The organism is Pelomonas parva, assembly GCF_043555835.1.
Lineage (GTDB): Bacteria > Pseudomonadota > Gammaproteobacteria > Burkholderiales > Burkholderiaceae_C > Pelomonas > Pelomonas parva.
In genome coordinates this window covers 626,240-641,536 of the sequence record NZ_JBIGHV010000001.1, presented here as the reverse complement: position 1 = coordinate 641,536, position 15,297 = coordinate 626,240, and the positions used below count along the sequence as shown (strand labels likewise).

General features: G+C 72.2%; 17 protein-coding genes. 8 read left to right on the top strand and 9 right to left on the bottom strand.

Annotated elements, in window-relative coordinates:
• Positions 1-10 precede the first annotated feature (10 nt).
• The 3 genes from ACG00Y_RS02730 to ACG00Y_RS02720 are packed head-to-tail and all read right to left on the bottom strand — an operon-like array spanning position 11 to position 3,903.
• Positions 11-1,615, bottom strand: a complete 1,605-nt coding sequence (locus ACG00Y_RS02730; protein ID WP_394475748.1) for a family 43 glycosylhydrolase — start codon at positions 1,613-1,615, stop codon at positions 11-13.
• Positions 1,612-2,934, bottom strand: coding sequence for a pectate lyase family protein (locus ACG00Y_RS02725; protein WP_394475746.1), 1,323 nt, complete (start codon positions 2,932-2,934; stop codon positions 1,612-1,614). Before ACG00Y_RS02725 ends, ACG00Y_RS02730 begins: the two co-directional genes overlap by 4 nt.
• 12 nt (positions 2,935-2,946) lie before the next feature.
• Positions 2,947-3,903 (bottom strand): sugar kinase, encoded by a 957-nt coding sequence (locus ACG00Y_RS02720; RefSeq protein WP_394475745.1) that lies wholly within the window; start codon positions 3,901-3,903, stop codon positions 2,947-2,949.
• A gap of 244 nt (positions 3,904-4,147) precedes the next feature.
• On the opposite strand from ACG00Y_RS02720, the gene ACG00Y_RS02715 reads away from it, so the two are divergent.
• Entirely contained in the window at positions 4,148-4,438 is a 291-nt protein-coding gene (locus tag ACG00Y_RS02715; protein ID WP_394475743.1) for a hypothetical protein, read from the top strand.
• Here ACG00Y_RS02715 and ACG00Y_RS02710 read toward each other — a convergent pair.
• The 3 genes from ACG00Y_RS02710 to ACG00Y_RS02700 are packed head-to-tail and all read right to left on the bottom strand — an operon-like array spanning position 4,435 to position 6,778.
• Positions 4,435-5,817 (bottom strand): GAF domain-containing protein, encoded by a 1,383-nt coding sequence (locus ACG00Y_RS02710; RefSeq protein ID WP_394475741.1) that lies wholly within the window; start codon positions 5,815-5,817, stop codon positions 4,435-4,437. The two genes, ACG00Y_RS02715 and ACG00Y_RS02710, sit on opposite strands and share 4 nt — an antisense overlap.
• Positions 5,814-6,296 (bottom strand): hypothetical protein, encoded by a 483-nt coding sequence (locus tag ACG00Y_RS02705; protein WP_394475740.1) that lies wholly within the window; start codon positions 6,294-6,296, stop codon positions 5,814-5,816. The genes ACG00Y_RS02710 and ACG00Y_RS02705 overlap by 4 nt, the downstream gene beginning before the upstream one ends.
• The gene (locus tag ACG00Y_RS02700) at positions 6,296-6,778 is read right to left on the bottom strand and encodes a hypothetical protein (RefSeq protein ID WP_394475738.1); all 483 of its coding nucleotides are present in this window, start codon (positions 6,776-6,778) and stop codon (positions 6,296-6,298) included. The genes ACG00Y_RS02705 and ACG00Y_RS02700 overlap by 1 nt, the downstream gene beginning before the upstream one ends.
• A gap of 228 nt (positions 6,779-7,006) precedes the next feature.
• On the opposite strand from ACG00Y_RS02700, the gene ACG00Y_RS02695 reads away from it, so the two are divergent.
• From ACG00Y_RS02695 to ACG00Y_RS02665, 7 genes are read left to right on the top strand one after another with little or no spacing between them, the layout of a single operon-like run.
• Positions 7,007-8,551: a hypothetical protein gene (locus tag ACG00Y_RS02695; RefSeq protein WP_394475736.1), complete on the top strand. Its 1,545-nt coding sequence runs from the start codon at positions 7,007-7,009 to the stop codon at positions 8,549-8,551.
• Positions 8,552-8,559: 8 nt separating this feature from the next.
• Positions 8,560-9,624 carry a hypothetical protein gene (locus ACG00Y_RS02690; protein WP_394475734.1) on the top strand — a complete coding sequence of 355 codons (1,065 nt, stop codon included), beginning with the start codon at positions 8,560-8,562 and terminating at the stop codon, positions 9,622-9,624.
• A 9-nt stretch (positions 9,625-9,633) separates the two neighbouring features.
• A complete protein-coding gene (locus ACG00Y_RS02685) occupies positions 9,634-9,792 on the top strand; it encodes a hypothetical protein (protein WP_394475733.1) in 159 nt (52 codons plus the stop codon).
• A gap of 3 nt (positions 9,793-9,795) precedes the next feature.
• Positions 9,796-10,623 carry a thiamine pyrophosphate-dependent dehydrogenase E1 component subunit alpha gene (locus tag ACG00Y_RS02680; RefSeq protein WP_394475731.1) on the top strand — a complete coding sequence of 276 codons (828 nt, stop codon included), beginning with the start codon at positions 9,796-9,798 and terminating at the stop codon, positions 10,621-10,623.
• Between the two features lie 5 nt (positions 10,624-10,628).
• Positions 10,629-11,441, top strand: coding sequence for a transketolase C-terminal domain-containing protein (locus ACG00Y_RS02675; protein WP_394475729.1), 813 nt, complete (start codon positions 10,629-10,631; stop codon positions 11,439-11,441).
• Positions 11,441-12,202, top strand: a complete 762-nt coding sequence (locus ACG00Y_RS02670; RefSeq protein WP_394475727.1) for a PEP-CTERM sorting domain-containing protein — start codon at positions 11,441-11,443, stop codon at positions 12,200-12,202. Before ACG00Y_RS02675 ends, ACG00Y_RS02670 begins: the two co-directional genes overlap by 1 nt.
• 30 nt (positions 12,203-12,232) lie before the next feature.
• Entirely contained in the window at positions 12,233-12,967 is a 735-nt protein-coding gene (locus ACG00Y_RS02665; protein WP_394475726.1) for an Lcl domain-containing protein, read from the top strand.
• Here the strand turns inward: ACG00Y_RS02665 and ACG00Y_RS02660 are convergent, their stop codons facing one another.
• The 3 genes from ACG00Y_RS02660 to ACG00Y_RS02650 are packed head-to-tail and all read right to left on the bottom strand — an operon-like array spanning position 12,968 to position 15,296.
• A complete protein-coding gene (locus ACG00Y_RS02660; RefSeq protein WP_394475725.1) occupies positions 12,968-13,816 on the bottom strand; it encodes an alpha/beta hydrolase in 849 nt (282 codons plus the stop codon).
• Positions 13,771-14,337 carry an ABC-type transport auxiliary lipoprotein family protein gene (locus tag ACG00Y_RS02655; RefSeq protein ID WP_394475724.1) on the bottom strand — a complete coding sequence of 189 codons (567 nt, stop codon included), beginning with the start codon at positions 14,335-14,337 and terminating at the stop codon, positions 13,771-13,773. Before ACG00Y_RS02655 ends, ACG00Y_RS02660 begins: the two co-directional genes overlap by 46 nt.
• Positions 14,334-15,296 carry an MlaD family protein gene (locus ACG00Y_RS02650; RefSeq protein ID WP_394475723.1) on the bottom strand — a complete coding sequence of 321 codons (963 nt, stop codon included), beginning with the start codon at positions 15,294-15,296 and terminating at the stop codon, positions 14,334-14,336. The genes ACG00Y_RS02655 and ACG00Y_RS02650 overlap by 4 nt, the downstream gene beginning before the upstream one ends.
• Position 15,297 lies beyond the last annotated feature (1 nt).

Here is a 15,297-nt window from a genome sequence, read left to right as displayed (position 1 = left end):
GTTTGTCTCCTTAATCGAGCGCGCGATAGCGCAAATTCGAGAAGCGGGCCTCGCCCTGGCCGGCGGCGTAGATCGCCGGGCGCAGGCTGGCGAAGCCGCCCGCCACGTTGTGGTGATAGCCGGTCACGTCCATCTGCACCGGGAACTTGATCCAGGGCTGGGTGGCGTCCAGGCGGCTGTAGAGCGTCAGCACATGGCGGGCGCATTTCAGCTTGAGCTGCAGCGTGCGGGCGATGCCCGGCGGGCGCGGCGCGCCGCGCAGGTCCAGGCCGTAGCGCAGCAGCCGGTAGCCCTTGGCGTTGGCGCCCATGCCAGCGTACAGGCGCGGGCTGTAGAACATCATCAGGCCCATCTGCACGCCTTCGTCGAAGTCCACGTCCACCTCGACTTCGAAGGCCGGGTCGCCCTGGATGAAGCCCAGCGGCGGGCTGTCGCCCGGGTCCTTGCCGGTGGCGCGCAGATGCAGCTTGCCGCCGGCCACGCGGGTGCGTGCCTGCTGGCCGGGGCCGCCGCTGAGGAACTGCCAATGGGGCTTGAGCGTCGTGCCGGCAAAGTCGTCGGACAGCGGCAGGCCATGACGAACGGCCTGGCCGCCCGCCGGCATCGGCAGGGGCACGCCGTCGTCCACATCGACATGGAACCAGCCGTCCGCGCTGAAGCGCGCCGGCGCCAGCAGCATCTGCCGGCCCAGCGTGTGGAAGCCGTGCTCGTAGCCGTGGTACAGCATCCACCAGTCGCCCCGCGGGCCTTGCACCAGGCTGCCGTGGCCGCGCGACCACCAGCGCTCGCGCGACGAGGTCGTGCGCATCAGCGGGTTGTGCGGCGCCTGCTCCCAGGGGCCGTCGAGCGTGCGGCTGCGCGCGGCGATGACCATGTGCCCGGTCGGCGGCCCGGCCGTGCCGCCCACGGCCAGCACCATGTGCCACCAGCCGCCGTGGAACAGCATCTTGGGGCCCTCGGGCGAGAAGGCCTCGACGTCCCAGTCGTCGGGGTAGCGCCAGGGGTCGTAGACATGCTCCACGGTGCCCGTCACCTTCAGCCCGTCGGCGCTGAGGCGCACGCGGTCGCCGCCCGACAGATAGAGCCAGCGCCGGCCGTCCTCGCCCACCACGTGCGTGGGGTCGATGTGCCTGTGCAGGCCCAGCGGCACCGGCTTGGACCACGGGCCCTCGATGCGGTCGGCCCACATGACGAGGATGTCGTTGGGCTGGGCCTTGACCGGCAGGTAGAGGTAGTAGCGGCCGCCGTGCTTGCACAGGTCCGGCGCCCAGACGCTGCCCACCGGCTCCAGCAGCGCGTTGGCCACGGGCCGCCAGTTGACGAGGTCGCGCGAGTGCCAGATCAACAGACCCGGCACGGCCTCGAAGCTGGAGTGTGTCAGGTAGTAGTCGTCGCCGTCCTTCAGCACCGTGGGGTCGGGCCGGTCGCCGGCGAGCACGGGGTTCAGGAAGCGGCCGTCGCCCTGGTCGGCCTTGCGCTGGCCCTCGATGCCTTTCGGCCAGGGCTTGCACGGCGGCAGATAGGGCAGGCCGGGCGCGTCGCTGCAGTCGACGGCGCTCCAGGCGGGCGGGGCTGCCAGCAGCGCCAGCAGCCCGCGGCGGTCCAGCCCGCTCATTTGGTCACCTGCATGAACAGCGACTGCCAGCCCGCCTTCGGGCTCATGTCGGCCAGGTTCCAGTCCGCCTCGACGAAGGCGCGCTGCGTGGCCTTGCGCTTGGGCAGGCCATCGACGTTGTTCTGCGTCTCGTCGTCGATGTGCAGGCCACGGTCCTCGGCGATGTCGGACAGCTGCTTGAAGTCCAGCGGGTCGCGCGCCCAGGGCCGCGAGCCCACGACCAGCGGCAGCAGCTTCTCCAGCTCGCGCGGCGGCAGCCACGAGAGACCGGCCGGCAAGTAGGGCTCGCGCACCGGCACGATCTGCGCGGCGCTGCTGGTGTAGCGGCCGGTCAGCGGCAGCGGCTGGCCGTGGCGGTCCAGGGCCAGGTTGTCCTGCTCGAACAACTCCACGTCGCCCGCGCCGCCCAGCGTGAACAGCGGCAGCCGCTCCACCGTGCCGGGGCCGGCGCGGTAGACATTGCCGGCCAGCGTGACCTTGCCGACCTGGTAGGGCTGGCCCAGCCACTCATGGGCGATCAGGTTGTAGTGCACGGCCTTGCCGCCGGGGTTGTAGATCAGGTTGTTGACCATCGCGCCCCAGGCGCCGCCCTTGAACAGCGCATTGCGCTCGCGGTTGGAGGCGTAGACATTGCCCAGCAGCAGGATGCGGTTGGCGTTGTCGTGGATCAGCGTGCCCTTGCTGTGCTCGCCCTTCATGTGCACCGCCTCGCCCAGGCCTTCGTAGATGAGGTTGTGGCTGTAGGTGATGGCGTGCGAGGTGGACTCGCGCCAGGCGTCGGGCGTGGCGCCCTTGAAGCGCGGGCCGGCGATGGACATGTTCTCGTCGGTGGCCCAGGAGAAGCTGCAGTGGTCGACGATGATGCGCGCCGCGCCGGCGCCGGTGGTGATGCCATCGTGGTCGCCGCCGCTGCGCCGGGCGCGCCCGTAGGCGCCGGGGCGCACGCTGAGGTGCTGCAGGATGATGTCTGCGGCCGCTACCGACAGCTCGCCGCGCACCAGCGTGATGCCGGGGTCCGGGGCTGTCTGGCCGGCCACGGTGAGGCGGCCTTCGCTCAGGCGCCAGCTCTTGCCGCCCATGTCGATGACGCCGCCCACCTCGAACACGACGATGCGCGGGCCCGGCGTGTCCAGCGCAGCCTTCAGGCTGCCGGGGCCTTCCGCCGCCAGCGTCGTCACGCGGATGACCTTGCCGCCCTGGCCGCCGGTCGTCTGCGCCCAGCCGGCGTGCACATAGGTGGCCGGGTGCAGCGGCGCCGTGCTTTGGGCATGGCACAGGCCGGCGGTGGCCGCGAGGGCCAGGGTGCAGAGAAGTCGCATCGGAGGTTGGCCTTAGCCTTGCAGCAGGTCTTGCATCGCCTCGCGCGGGATCAGCGCGCCCGGATGCTGGATGACGCGGGCCGCCAGTCGGTTGCCAAAGGCCGCGGCCTCGGCCGGCGCCACGCCGCGCAGGCGGCGGCTCAGGTAGCCGGCGGCGAAGGAATCGCCCGCCGCGGTGGTGTCGACGACGCGCGGCACCGTCTCGGTCGCCACTTCCTGCCAGCCGCCTTCACTGCCGACGATGGCCGACAGCGCGCCGCGCTTGATGGCGATCTCGGGCACCGGCAGCGCCTGGGCCGCGCTCACCGCAGTCGCCAGGTCCGGCAGGCCATGCAAGGCCTGGTGGTCGTCGGCCGTGATCAGCGCAATGGACGCCGCCGCGAAGGCGCGGCCATACCAGTAGCGGGCGTCGGCTGCCGAGTCCCACAGCCGTGGGCGGAAGTTGTTGTCGAAGGCGACGACCTTGCCCTTGGACCGCATGCGCGCCATCAGCGCCAGCACGCGCTCGCGGCCGGCCTGCGGCAGGATGGCCAGGCTGATGCCCGACAGATACAGCGCATCCAGCGCCTCGGCCTGCTCTTCCAGCGCCGTGGTGGCCGCGTCGAAATAGGCCCGCGCCGCCGCCTGACCGCGCCAGTAGTGGAAGCGCCGCTCGCCGTTGTCGTCCAGCTCGATCAGGTACAGCCCCGGCACGCGGCCGGGCAGGCGCTGCACCAGGCCGGTCAGCACGCCTTCGGCCTGCCAGCGCTCCAGCATGCCGGCGCTCAGGGAGTCGTCGCCCAGCGCCGTCGCGTAGTGCACGCGCAGGTCGGGGCCACCGCAGCGGGCCAGGTAGACGGCGGTGTTCAGCGTGTCGCCGCCAAAGGTCTGGCGCAGGTTGCCGAAGGCCTGGCCTTGCAGTTCGAGCATGCATTCGCCCAGGGCGGCGATGGACACCGGCCGCGTGGCGGCCGAGGAAGAGATGTTCACGATTTGAAAATGAAACAGCGGTTCAATAAAGATAGCTTACCTGGTTCACCCCGTGGGTTCTGGTTTACCCAGGCAGGCGCCCGCAGCGGTGAAATGCTCAAACAGATGCGTAATTGCAGTGCTCGTTCATGCGGCCGCAACCCGCTGTTACTCGACGCGCCCTGGCCCGAGCGCGGATGATGGGGTACGCCCGTCCATCCCGGCCACCGAGCCGATGCCGCTTAAATTCGAATGAGGAGGTCCCATGAATGACGGCTTTGGCCATGAAGTGCCACCCCGGCACGCCCAGCAGACGCACCGCCAGGTGTCGCGCTACCTCGTCGTCATCGGCTCGAACGATGGCGGCCTCGCCCGGCTGTTCCTGGCCGACCACACGCAGGTGGGCGAGTTCGATGCCGGCACCGAGGAGGTGGTCGAGCTGATCAAGACGGCGGTCGCCAGCACCGGCGCCAGCGGCCCCGAGTGGGACCGGGCGCTGGGCGGCCACACGGCAGCCGAGCGCGCGAGCGCGACGGTCTACGCGCTGGACGTCTAGCCTTCCGTCACCAGGCTCAGCGGGCCGCTGGCAATGAGCCGGTACTGGCCCCGCCCGGCGCGTTCGATGCGCAGGCCGAAGTCCTTCTCCGCCAGCCGGCGTTCCAGCAGCAGCAGGCGCACGCCGAGGTTGTCCTGCACCTCGGGCAGGCGCAGGTCGCCGCCGGCCAGGCGCAGCTCGCGGGTGCTGAAGGCCTCGCGGCCGCTGTCGATCTGGTCGCGCACCAGCTTGGCGACGATGGCGCCGGCCACGCCCTTGATGAGGTACTGGTCGTTGACGAAGACGCTGTGGTCGCGCGGGTAGTGGCGCACGCGCAGCGGCGCCCGGCTGTCCTGCGGGGCTTGCAGCGGCGCGGGCGCCGTGACGGGCTCCTCCACCAGCTCCGCCGTGCGCAGTGATGCCAGGCCCTGCGCGAGCTGGGCACCCACGGCCGTCAGCGCGTCCTCGTCGTCGTAGCTGAAGAACTGGTCGTTCTCGCTCTCCACCAGCAGCGCGCCCACCGTGCGGCCGCGCGCGCGCAGCGGCACGGCCAGTTGGCTGCGCGGGCTGGCCAGGCCGGGCAGGGGGATGGTGTCGGCCATGGCGGCCTGCAGGCCCAGCTGCTCGGCCTTGGCGCGCCAGGACATGCCGTAGCTGTACATCTGGCTCATGTGGCCGATGCGGATGGGCACGCTCTCGCGCAGCGCCACGCCGGCCAGGCCGGCCTCCGCCAGCGGCAGCTCCGCACCCGTGCCGGTCTGCTCATAGCCGATGCTGGCCAGCGTGAACAGGCCTTGGCGCTCTTCGTCCAGCAGCCAGACGATGGCGTGCGTGATGGACAGGTCGCGCTGCAGCCCTTCGGTGAAGGCGTTCAGCAGGCTGCGCAGGTCGGGCGCCTCGGCGAGCTGCTCGGAGAGGCGCCGCACGCCGGCCGCCAGATCGCAGCGCGGCGCTATCGCCGGCAGCGGGTGCACCGGGTCCAGCTTGCGCAGCGACTCGACGCGGTAGACATCGGCGCCACGCAGGTGGAAGACCTTTTCCATGCCCGTCTGCGCGGCGATGCCGGCCAGCTTGGCGCGCAGGCGCTCGAAGATCGGGCCCTCGGTGTCGGTGCGCAGATAGCGCAGCTGCAGCAGCACGGACACGCCGGTGATCGGGTCCTCCACGCTGAGCGCGACACGGCCGGTGGCCAGCACGTTGGCGCGGGCGCGATTCAGGAATTGGTAGGTCAGCGCGACATGCTCGTCGTCGACGTACTCGGCATGCGACAGGTAGTTGACGTGCGGCATGCCGTCGGCGCCCACCGAGCACATGGCCGGCGGGATCACGCCTTCGAGCAGGCGGCGCACGTCGCGCAGCTTGAGCGCGCGGCGGTCCTGTTGGGTGGAGGTGTTGGTCATGGCATCAGGTCGATGGGCTGGCCCGCGCCGGGCCCGGGGGTCTGGTCCCAGGCGGCCAGCGGCGTGAAGCGCACGCAGCTGCGGTCGGCCAGCGTGAGGTCGCCGAGCACGGCCATGATCTGGCGGCGGTCGGCACCGAAACGCTCGATCTGCTGCAGCCAGGCCTCGAAGCCTTGCGCGAACTTCGGGCCTTGCTCGGCGTAGGCGGGCAGCACCTCGGCGTCGACACCCTTGATGTGCAGCACGCGATAGGTGCCAGGCAGGCCCGCGGAGACGGCCACGCGGCCGGTGGCGCGGATCGCGGCCAGCAGGTCGGCACCCGGCACGCTGCGCACCAGCAGCTCGATGCGGCCATCGGGCAGCGCCCAGATGCCGTGGGCGGGATGCAGCTCAGGCTGGCCGTCCGGTGTGCTCGACCCCACGCGCAGAGAGCAACCCTGCTGCAGATGGGCGATCCAGTGTTCAGGCAGGCGGGCCATCAGGGCAGCAACTCCAAGGGGGTGCCGGCGCCGGGGCCGGGCGTCTGGTCCCAGGCGCCGCAGGGCGTGAAGCGCAGGCCGGCCAGGCCGGCCAGGTCGACGCCATACCAGAGCGACTCCGCGAACTCGCGGCAGAAGCCGAAGGGTTCGATCTGGGCGACGAAGTTGTCGCGGCTGCGGGTGAACAGCGGCGCATGGTCGGCGCGCACGGCGATGAGTTCGGCGTCGACGCCCTTGACGTGCAGCGAGCGGTGGCTGGTGGGCAGCGCGGCCACGTAGGCGACGCGGCCGCTTTCGCGCACGGCGTCCAGCAGGCCGCCGCTGGTACTGACGGCCATCAGCACCTCGATGCGGCCGTCGGGCAGCGACTGCGCCGCCAGCCCGCGGCAGATCTCGGGCTGGCCATCGGCATGGACGCCGCCGAGGCGGTGGGAGACGCCGCTTTCGAGGTGGGCGGCCCAGTGGGATGGCAGGCGGGGCAAGGTGATGGCCGGTGTCAAAGGCCCGAATGATAGGCAGGCCGCAGGTGCTTACCGAAGAGTTAACAAACCCTTAGCCGACAACTAGCAGCGCCCGAGAGGCGGGCCGACCACAGTAGAGCCCACGCCGGAACGACACCGGCTCCACCGACGAAACCCCCAGCCACCGACCGGCCGAAGCCTTCCAGGCAGCGGCAGGGCGCAGCTTTGCCCGAACCACGAGACCCCGCCATGAACGCACGCCCCACCCCCCTGCTGAGTGCCTTGTTGGCCGCCGCCCTGCTGCAAGCCTGTGGTGGCGGTGGCGATGGCGAACAGCCGACGGCCACGCCGACCTCGACGCCCAGCCCGGCGCCCACGCCCGCGCCTTCACCCGCGCCGGCACCCGTTCCCGCTCCGTCGCCGCCGCCGCCCGCACCGGCCGTCACCACCATCGGCGCGCCGCTCAGCCCGGTCGTCGCCAGCGCCCGCATCGGCGCCGCCGGTGGCCGGCTGGATGCGCCCGACTACGGCCTGGCCGTCGTCGTGCCGGCCGGCGCCTTCGACAGCGAGCAACTCGTCACGCTGCAACCCATTGAAAACAAGGCGCCCGGCGCCCGCGGCGGCGCCTGGCGCATCCAGCCTGAGGGCACGCAGGCCAAGAAGCCCATCACGCTGGAATGGCTGCCGACCGCCGCCGAGCGCAACGGCGCCAAGCATCTGCGCATCGCCACCCAGGGCGCCGACGGCATCTGGCGCAGCGCCGCCTCGGGCACGGACAGCGACGGCGTCGTGCGCACCACCACCACGCACTTCAGCGACTGGTCGCTGGTGGCCGGCGTGCAACTGCGCCCCGGCGCCGCCGACGTGGGCCTGCAGCAGACACAGGACCTGACGGTGATGATCTGCGGCCGTGGCAGCGACGCGGCACTGCCCGGCCAGGACCAGCACTTCAGCTGCGAGGTCGACGGCACCGCCGCGCTGGCCACCGACGCCTGGGCCGTCAACGGCGTGGCCGGCGGCAATGCCGCAGTCGGCACGCTGACGGGCAGCAACACCATCGGGCCGCTCAAGCGCAGCTACCGCGCCCCCGCCGAGCTGCCGGCGCAGAACCCGGTGGCCGTGTCGGTCACCTACCAGGACCCCTTCGACAACGTCGACGGCCCGGTGCAGCTCGTCGCCAACCTGACCGTTATCGACCCGCAGGCCGGTTGCGACTGGCTCAAGGGCGTCAACCAGCTCAAGGTCGAGCTGGAGCAGGACTACCACTGGGCCGGCGCCGACGACCAGGGCAGCGCCCGCTACGCCCACCGCGCCCGCGTCGCCGGCAAGCTGCAGCGCGACCCGCTGTCGCCCGTCGGCCAGGTCTGGTTCGCCGGCAGCGCCGAGACCGGCAGCATCAGCGTCGACCAGTTCTACAGCAGCGCCCATGCGCCGGACACCGTCCAGGTCACGGCCCAGGGCGCACCGCTGACCCACCCCGACGTGCCGCTGCTGCGCGCCTTCGTCGACCTGGCGACCTGCAAGCTGGACTACGCCGGCTATGTGCCGGTCAGCGCCCGCCACCTGCGCACGTACAAGGGCGTCCCGCACGAGATGGAGGCCAATCTCAGCGGCCTGTCCTTCCGCATCTCCGGCTATGCGTTGGCCGGGCGGCGTGCGTTCGGTGAGGAGCGGCTGCTGCCCGCCGAGCTGGGCCCGCGCATCAACACCGAGTTCGTCGACCCCGACAGCCACCGCGAGTTCGACGGCGTGTCGGGCAGCGCCCGCCTGCGCTGGTCGCTGGTGCCCCAGTGAGCGCGGCCATGAAACAAGCCTTGCTCTTCACGCTGCTGCTCACGGCCGGTGCCGCCCAGGCCCACTGCTGGGCCGCCAACGCCGCCGAGCCGATCAGCAACGACGGCCTGCCGGTCAACCACGCGTCCTTCAAGCCGCTGCACGCGGCCATGGATGCCTTCGAGGCCCAGGCCAAGCCCAACCCCGGCCTGCTGGCGCTGCCCGACGTGCGCCTGCGCATCACCCGAGCCGTGATGGACTCCGACGAGCCGACACGCCGCCCGCGCGAGGCGGTCATCCATGCCCAGGGCTTCGGCCCCAAGACGTGGTCGGGCACCGGTTGCGACATCCATGCCCAGGCGGCGCAGCGCATCGGCCCGCGTGCCGGCTTCAGCGTCTTCATCAACTCGCCGATGGCGACGATGAACCGCTGGGCGCATGACGAGCAGCTCAGCGCCTACCTGGAAGGCGAGCGCGGCGAGGCGATGCAGGGCTGGCCCGTCTACCGGGACTGCGCCGTCATCGGCCCGGATCGCCGCATCCCCTGGGTGCCTGTGCCGGTGGGCGAGATGCTGGCCTACTTCGAGCGCGAGCAGCAGCGCAAGATTGCTGACTGGGACCGGAGCAACGCGGGTGCGCTGCAGCCCTTCGATCTGGCCGACATGGAGCGCAAGGCCGAGAAGATCCGCCCGCAGAACGCCCAGGCCGCCGAGCTGCTGCTGAAGGTTGCCCGCGAGCGCAAGGCCAACGAAGGCCGCAACCACGCGCTGCTGCTGAAGAGCCGCCAGATGCTGCTGGACGAGCTGGACGACCTGCGCCGCACCCGCGCCGCGATGACGGCGGAGCAGCTCGGCGAGCACTACCGCCTGGGCGCCGGCCGCCACCGCCTGCCCACGCCGGCCGAAGCCGGCCGGCCGCTCAAGCGCCTCGTCAAGCTGGACCCGAGCTTCCCCTGGGACGCCCGCAACCGCACGCGCATCCAGCTGCTGACCGTCTGTGCCAGCACCCACCCCAACAACCCCGCCTATGCCCAGCCGATGCGCGACGCTGTCGCCGCGCTGGACCTCGCCCGCGTCGCCGCGCTGCTGAACTGAAAGCCCGCCATGACACCTCACACCACCCTCACGCCGCCGACGGTGCGCCAGACGCCGCCCCAGCAACCGCGGCCGACGCCCGTGCCCGTCGTGCGCAGTGCCGTGTTCTGCGAACCCCTGCCCACCTGGGCGCGCGCCCAGGGCGCCACCATCAGCCTCGCGGGTTGAGCCATGACCGAGGCACTCGACGCCATGCTGCTGATCCGCGCCTATGAGCAGCAGCTCATCGCCGCGCGCCAGCCCGGCCATTGCAGCTCGCTCGGCCAGGAGGCCTGCGCCGTCGGCGTCGTGCAGGCCCTGGGCCCGCACGACCTGATCGTCAGCAACCACCGCAACGCCGGCCACCTGCTGGCCCGCGGCCTGGCGCCCGCGCAGCTGCTGGCCGAAGTGCAGGCGGGCCGTGCGCTGCACGTCACCGCGCAGTCGCTTGGCGTCGTGCTCACGTCGCCCAGCACCGGCGCGGGCTTGGGCGTGGCGCCGGGCGTGGCGTTGGCCCAGAAGCTCGGCGCCCAGCCCGAGGGCATCACCGCCGTGTTCTTCGGCGACGGCGCAGCCTGCCAGGGCGTCTTCCACGAAGCCGTCAACCTGGCGGCCACCTGGCGACTGCCCGTGCTCTTCGTCTGCGAGAACAACCAGTGGCAGGGCGACGTGCACAGGCGCGAGACCATGCCCGGCGAGTTCATCGCCGACTGGGTGCAAGGCCACGGCCTCGCGGTCGAGGTGGTGGACGGCAACGACGTGCAGGCCGTGCATCTCGCCGCCACTGCGGCCGTCGCGCAGATCCGCAGCAACGGCCGGCCCTGCCTGCTGGAGCTGGTGACCTACCGCCAGCGCGGCCATTGCGAGCCTGACGAGCCCGGCTGCGCGTGCGGCAGCGAGCACGCCCACTGGCTGCGGCGCGACCCCATCCAGCGCGAAGCGCGTCGGCTGCAGCTGGGCAGCGATGACCTGGCCCACCGCGAGGCCCTGGCCCGCGAGCGCCTGGGGAGCGCGACATGACTTTGATGACGCCTGAACAAGCGCTGATGGCCGCGCTGCACCGCGCGATGGCGGCGGACGAGCGCGTCATCTTTCTCGGCCAGGGCGTGGCCACGCGCAGCCCGGCGCTGCTCTCTGCCTTCGGCGCCGAGCGTGTGCGCAACACGCCGCTGGCCGAGGCCGCGCTGATCGGCTGCGCGCTGGGCGCCGCCGCCATGGGCCTGCGCCCGGTGGTGGACCTGCCCTGGTCGCCCTTGCGCGCACTGGATGCGCTGGAGAACGCCACTCGGCTGAGCCAGGGCGGCGCGGAGTTCCCGCTCGTGCTGCTGGCCCGCAGCGGCGCCGAGGCGGTGTTCGCCCAGCTGCCGGGCCTGCAGGTGCTGGTGCCCAGCACGCCGGCCGACGCCGCGGGCCTGCTGGCCGGCGCGCTGAGCCTGCCTCGGCCCAGCCTGCTGTTCAGCGACGTGGGCCTGGCCGTGGAGGCGGCCGAGGTGGCCGGCGACGAACTGGTCCTGCCGGGTCAGGCGGCCGTCCGCCACCACGGCGACACGCTGACGCTGGTGGCCTGCGGCGCCGCCGTGCACGCCTGCCTGTCCGCAGCGCCGGCGCTGGACGCCGACCTCATCGACCTGCGCAGCCTGCGCCCGCTGGACACCGCCACCGTGCTCGCCTCGGTGCGCCGCACCGGCCGCCTGGTCTGCGTGGGCGAGGCCGGCGGCGTGGCGGCCGAGCTGTGCGCGCTGGTCGCCGAACACGGCTTCACCGCGCTGAAGGCACCCCCGCTGCGCCTGACCCACCCCGATGAACACCCCAACTTGATGACTGAACGGAGAACGTGATGAAGAGAATCTCGATGACGCTCGCGCTGGCCCTGGCCAGCGCCACCCTGCTGGCCACCGCGCCGGCCCATGCCGCGCCGGTCTACGGCGTTTACGCCGGCGCCCAGGGCGGCGCGCACCAGGGCGGCGAGGGCCAGGTCTTGGCCGCGTCAGCAACGCCCCCGGCGACCTACATCAATGCCACGGCGTCGGCCAGCCTGCGCGATGGCTCGCTGGGCGCCACGTCCTACTCGGCGCCTTGCCCGCCTTGCTACAACCTCATGACGGCGAGCGCGTCCACCCGCTTCTGGGACACCGTCACCCTCCACAACGGCCCGGGCGCCGGCGCGGCCCAACTGCGCCTGAGCATCGAGGGCACGCTGACCGGTACCGCCATGGCCATGGGGCGCTTCTACGTCGGCGCGGCGCATGACGACTTCTGGCAGCGGCTGGACAGCTATGCCCCCAGCGTCGAACTGAGCTCCGGCAGCACCGTGCTCAGTCAAGACCTGACCCTGCTGGCCGGCGACACCACGGTCTTCATCTTTGCGGACCTGTTCGTCGACACCGTTGCCTGGCCCGATGCCCAGGCGCCGGTCTCCATGGCCGACTTCAGCAACGGCCTGAAATTCAGCTGGACGCTGCCCGGGGGCGTGACGACGAGTTCGGCCTCCGGCCAGTTCATGAACTCCGCCGTGCCCGAGCCCGGCAGCCTGGCGCTGCTGGCCGCCGGCCTGGCCGTGCTGGGTCTCTTCCAGCGCCGCCGCGCCATCGCCGCCTGACCCCTTGCCCGCAACTCCCGGAGAACAACGATGAAAACCTTGCTCACCTTCGCCTTGACCGCCCTTGCACTCGCCGCCCAGGCCACCGCCATCCCCGGCCAGGGCACCTGGCAGGGCACGCTGCAGGCCCGCAACCTGCAAGGCCAGGCCGTCGCGCTGGACAGCGCCCAGGCCGCCTTCTTCTACGACAGCGTGCTGGACGTGACCTGGCTGCGCCAGGCCGGCGCGCCCAGCCTGCAGAGCTGGGCCCAGGCGCGCGACTGGGCCGGCGGCCTGCAGGTGGGCGGCTGGGACGATTGGCGGCTGCCGACGACGCTGGACACCGGCTTCCCCGGTTGCAGCCTGGTCACCTACAACGGCGGCGACTGCGGCTACAACGTGCCGACTGGCGGCCCGGGCGAGTACAGCGAGCTGGCCCATCTGTTCCAGGTCACGCTGGGCAATCTGCCGGGCTACACGACGGCCGGCCAGTTCCGCGGCTGGGAGGGCCAGGGCACGAGCTGGGGCCTGGCCAACACCGCCGGCTTCACCGGCCTGCAGCCGGGCAACTACTGGAGCGGCAGCGGCGTGACCGGCAATGCCAACTACGCCTGGAGCTACCACTTCGGCCTCGGCATGCAGAGCCTCAACGAGAAGGGCGTGCCCATGCAGGCGCTGGCGCTGCGCGATGGTGACGTGCTCAGCGCCGTGCCCGAGCCGTCGACCTGGGCGATGGCCGGTGCCGGTGTGCTGCTGCTGGGCTGGCTGCGCCGCCGCCGCGCCTGATCAGCGCAGCGCCGCGAGCGCGTCCGTCACGGCCTGCCGGTAGGCCGGCAGGTCCTGCAAGTCGTTGTGGCCGCCGCCGGCGATGCGCACCAGCCGCGCCTGCGGCACGACGGCCTGGAGCTTGGCGCTCTCGCTGAACGGGATGACCTCGTCGCGGTCGCCATGCACCAGCAGCAGCGGGCCGCGGATGCGCCCGATGACGCGGTCAGTTCGCAGCGGGGAGCGCACCACCTGCGGCGGCAGCCAGGGGTAGTGCCCGCGTGCCATGCCGACGATGCTGGCGTAGGGTGACACCAGCACGGTCAGGTCCGGCTGCACCGTCGCCGCCAGCTCGGCCGCCAGGCCCGTGCCCAGCGAGCGGCCGTAAAAGACGATGCGCTTGCCGGCATAGCGCGGCGCGATGCTGCGCCACACCGCCATCACGTCGGCGTGCAGCTGGGCTTCGCTCTCGATGCGACCGGTGCTCTTGCCATAGCCCCGGTAGTCCGGCATCACCAGGTCGAAACCGGCGCGGCGGTAGAACTCGGTGTTGGTGAACCAGCTCTGCAGATTGCCGGCATTGCCGTGCAGGAAGAACACGACGCCGCGCGGCTCGGGCAGGCGCAGGTCCAGCACAGACAGGCGTGCGCCGGGCACGTCGACGAAGCGCTCATGCACATCGGGCTCGGTGGCCAGCCGGGTGTCGTCCGGCAGCGGCTGGGGGTGAAAGAGCAGGCTCTCCTGCGTCCACCACAGCGCCGCCGTGAAGGCTGCCCAGGCCAGCACGGGCAGCAGTACCAGCGCCAGGGCGATGCGCGGCGCGCTCACCGGCAGGTCGTGGCCAGCCAGCCGCTCAGCTGCGGCAGCCAATCGTCGACCGTCTGCGCCAGCGCGCGCACGGCGCCCGGCGCGTCGGGCGAGGCGGCGCGTTCAAGGCGCCAGTGCTGCTGCCGCGCCGCGCCGCCGCCAGCGGGCCAGAGCGTGGCCTGCACGCGCAGCACGGCCTGGCTGTTGGTGGCGCTGCTGAAGACCTGCTCGAACTCGTCGAGGTGGATGGCCAGCAGGCTGGCCGGCTTGCCAGCGCAACCCGGTACGGCCGCGAGCTGTTCGCGCAGCCGCTGCGTCAGCAACGCGGCGGGTGGCGCGGCCCAGACGCTGTCGCGGTAGTGCTGCAGGCGCTGGGCCTGCTGGAAGCTCAGGCGGTAGGCGATACCCTCGCCGCTGAGCCAGGGCGGGGCGGTGACGTCGGCGAGGCGCCAGGCCAGCGTGCCACCGGCAGCCGCAGCGGCGGGCGCGGGGCCGAGGTCGTAGACGGCGCGTGTGGGCGCGGTGGGCGCGAGCGAGCAGGCGCTCAGCGCCAGAGCCAGGGTCAGCAGGGCAAGGCGCTTCATTTGCCGTCCTTCAGTCGTTCGGCAAAGCCGGTCTCGCCGGGCCCGGGTGCGCGGGCGCCGCGGCCAAAGAGCAGGCTTTGCGGCTGGTCGCCGAGATCGGTGGCGGCGCGCTCCACGCTGCGGCTGGCGGCGGCGATGTCGCCCAGCAGCGGCCGGCTGCGCGGCGGCGTGTCGCCGACCAGCGCGACTTCGAGGTTGCGCGTGGTCGTCTGCAGTTGCGCAGCGGCGCCGTCCAGCCGGTCCAGCACGGCGACGCGGGTCTTCAGCTCCTGCGCCAGTGCGCGGCTGTCGGCGGCCAGCGCCTCGATCTCGCCCAGCGCTGCGGTCGCGCGCCGGGCCGTCGCGTCGGCGTCCTTCAGGAAGACCGGCAGCTCGCGCGCACCCGGCTGCAGCGCGGCCATCAGGCGGCTGGTGTCGCTGGCGGCCTGCTCCAGTTGAACCAGGCTGCGGCCGAGCTGCGCGCGGTTGTCGTCGCTGAGGAGTGCGTTGAGTCGGTCGGCCGTCTCCGTGAAGCGGGCCAGCAGCAGCGGGCCGCTGTCGGCCAGGCGGTCCAGCAGCGTCGGCTTGAGCGCCAGCCGCGCGCCCGGCGCGGCTCGCTGCAGCGGCGCCTTGGCGTCGGTCTCTTCCAGGCTGACGAAGGACAGGCCGGTGACACCCTGCAGGCCCAGCTGCGCATGCGTGCTGGCCGACACCGGCGCGGCCGCGTCGACCGTGATGCCGACGAGGATCTGGCGCGGGTCCTCGGGGTCGAAGCCGATGCTGTCGACCCAGCCCACCTCCACGCCGCGCAGCTTGACGGGCGCCTTCAGGTTCAGGCCCGGCACGCCGCTGCGCGAGACGACGGTGTAGTGGACGCGCTCGGTGGTGTCGCCCTGGAACCAGGCGACGCTGGCCGCCAGCGCGAGGCCCAGCAGCAGCAAGAAGAGGCCGGCGGCGAGGGCGTGGGCTTTGTTTTCCATA

Excerpts from the sequence above, each read along its gene's own strand:
- ACG00Y_RS02730 (WP_394475748.1), bottom strand. The coding sequence starts at position 1,615 with ATGAGCGGGCTGGACCGCCGCGGGCTGCTGGCGCTGCTGGCAGCCCCG.
- ACG00Y_RS02725 (WP_394475746.1), bottom strand. The coding sequence starts at position 2,934 with ATGCGACTTCTCTGCACCCTGGCCCTCGCGGCCACCGCCGGCCTGTGC.
- ACG00Y_RS02715 (WP_394475743.1), top strand. The coding sequence starts at position 4,148 with ATGAATGACGGCTTTGGCCATGAAGTGCCACCCCGGCACGCCCAGCAG.
- ACG00Y_RS02710 (WP_394475741.1), bottom strand. The coding sequence starts at position 5,817 with ATGACCAACACCTCCACCCAACAGGACCGCCGCGCGCTCAAGCTGCGC.
- ACG00Y_RS02705 (WP_394475740.1), bottom strand. The coding sequence starts at position 6,296 with ATGGCCCGCCTGCCTGAACACTGGATCGCCCATCTGCAGCAGGGTTGC.
- ACG00Y_RS02695 (WP_394475736.1), top strand. The coding sequence starts at position 7,007 with ATGAACGCACGCCCCACCCCCCTGCTGAGTGCCTTGTTGGCCGCCGCC.
- ACG00Y_RS02690 (WP_394475734.1), top strand. The coding sequence starts at position 8,560 with ATGAAACAAGCCTTGCTCTTCACGCTGCTGCTCACGGCCGGTGCCGCC.
- ACG00Y_RS02685 (WP_394475733.1), top strand. The coding sequence starts at position 9,634 with ATGACACCTCACACCACCCTCACGCCGCCGACGGTGCGCCAGACGCCG.
- ACG00Y_RS02680 (WP_394475731.1), top strand. The coding sequence starts at position 9,796 with ATGACCGAGGCACTCGACGCCATGCTGCTGATCCGCGCCTATGAGCAG.
- ACG00Y_RS02675 (WP_394475729.1), top strand. The coding sequence starts at position 10,629 with ATGACGCCTGAACAAGCGCTGATGGCCGCGCTGCACCGCGCGATGGCG.
- ACG00Y_RS02670 (WP_394475727.1), top strand. The coding sequence starts at position 11,441 with ATGAAGAGAATCTCGATGACGCTCGCGCTGGCCCTGGCCAGCGCCACC.
- ACG00Y_RS02665 (WP_394475726.1), top strand. The coding sequence starts at position 12,233 with ATGAAAACCTTGCTCACCTTCGCCTTGACCGCCCTTGCACTCGCCGCC.
- ACG00Y_RS02655 (WP_394475724.1), bottom strand. The coding sequence starts at position 14,337 with ATGAAGCGCCTTGCCCTGCTGACCCTGGCTCTGGCGCTGAGCGCCTGC.
- ACG00Y_RS02650 (WP_394475723.1), bottom strand. The coding sequence starts at position 15,296 with ATGGAAAACAAAGCCCACGCCCTCGCCGCCGGCCTCTTCTTGCTGCTG.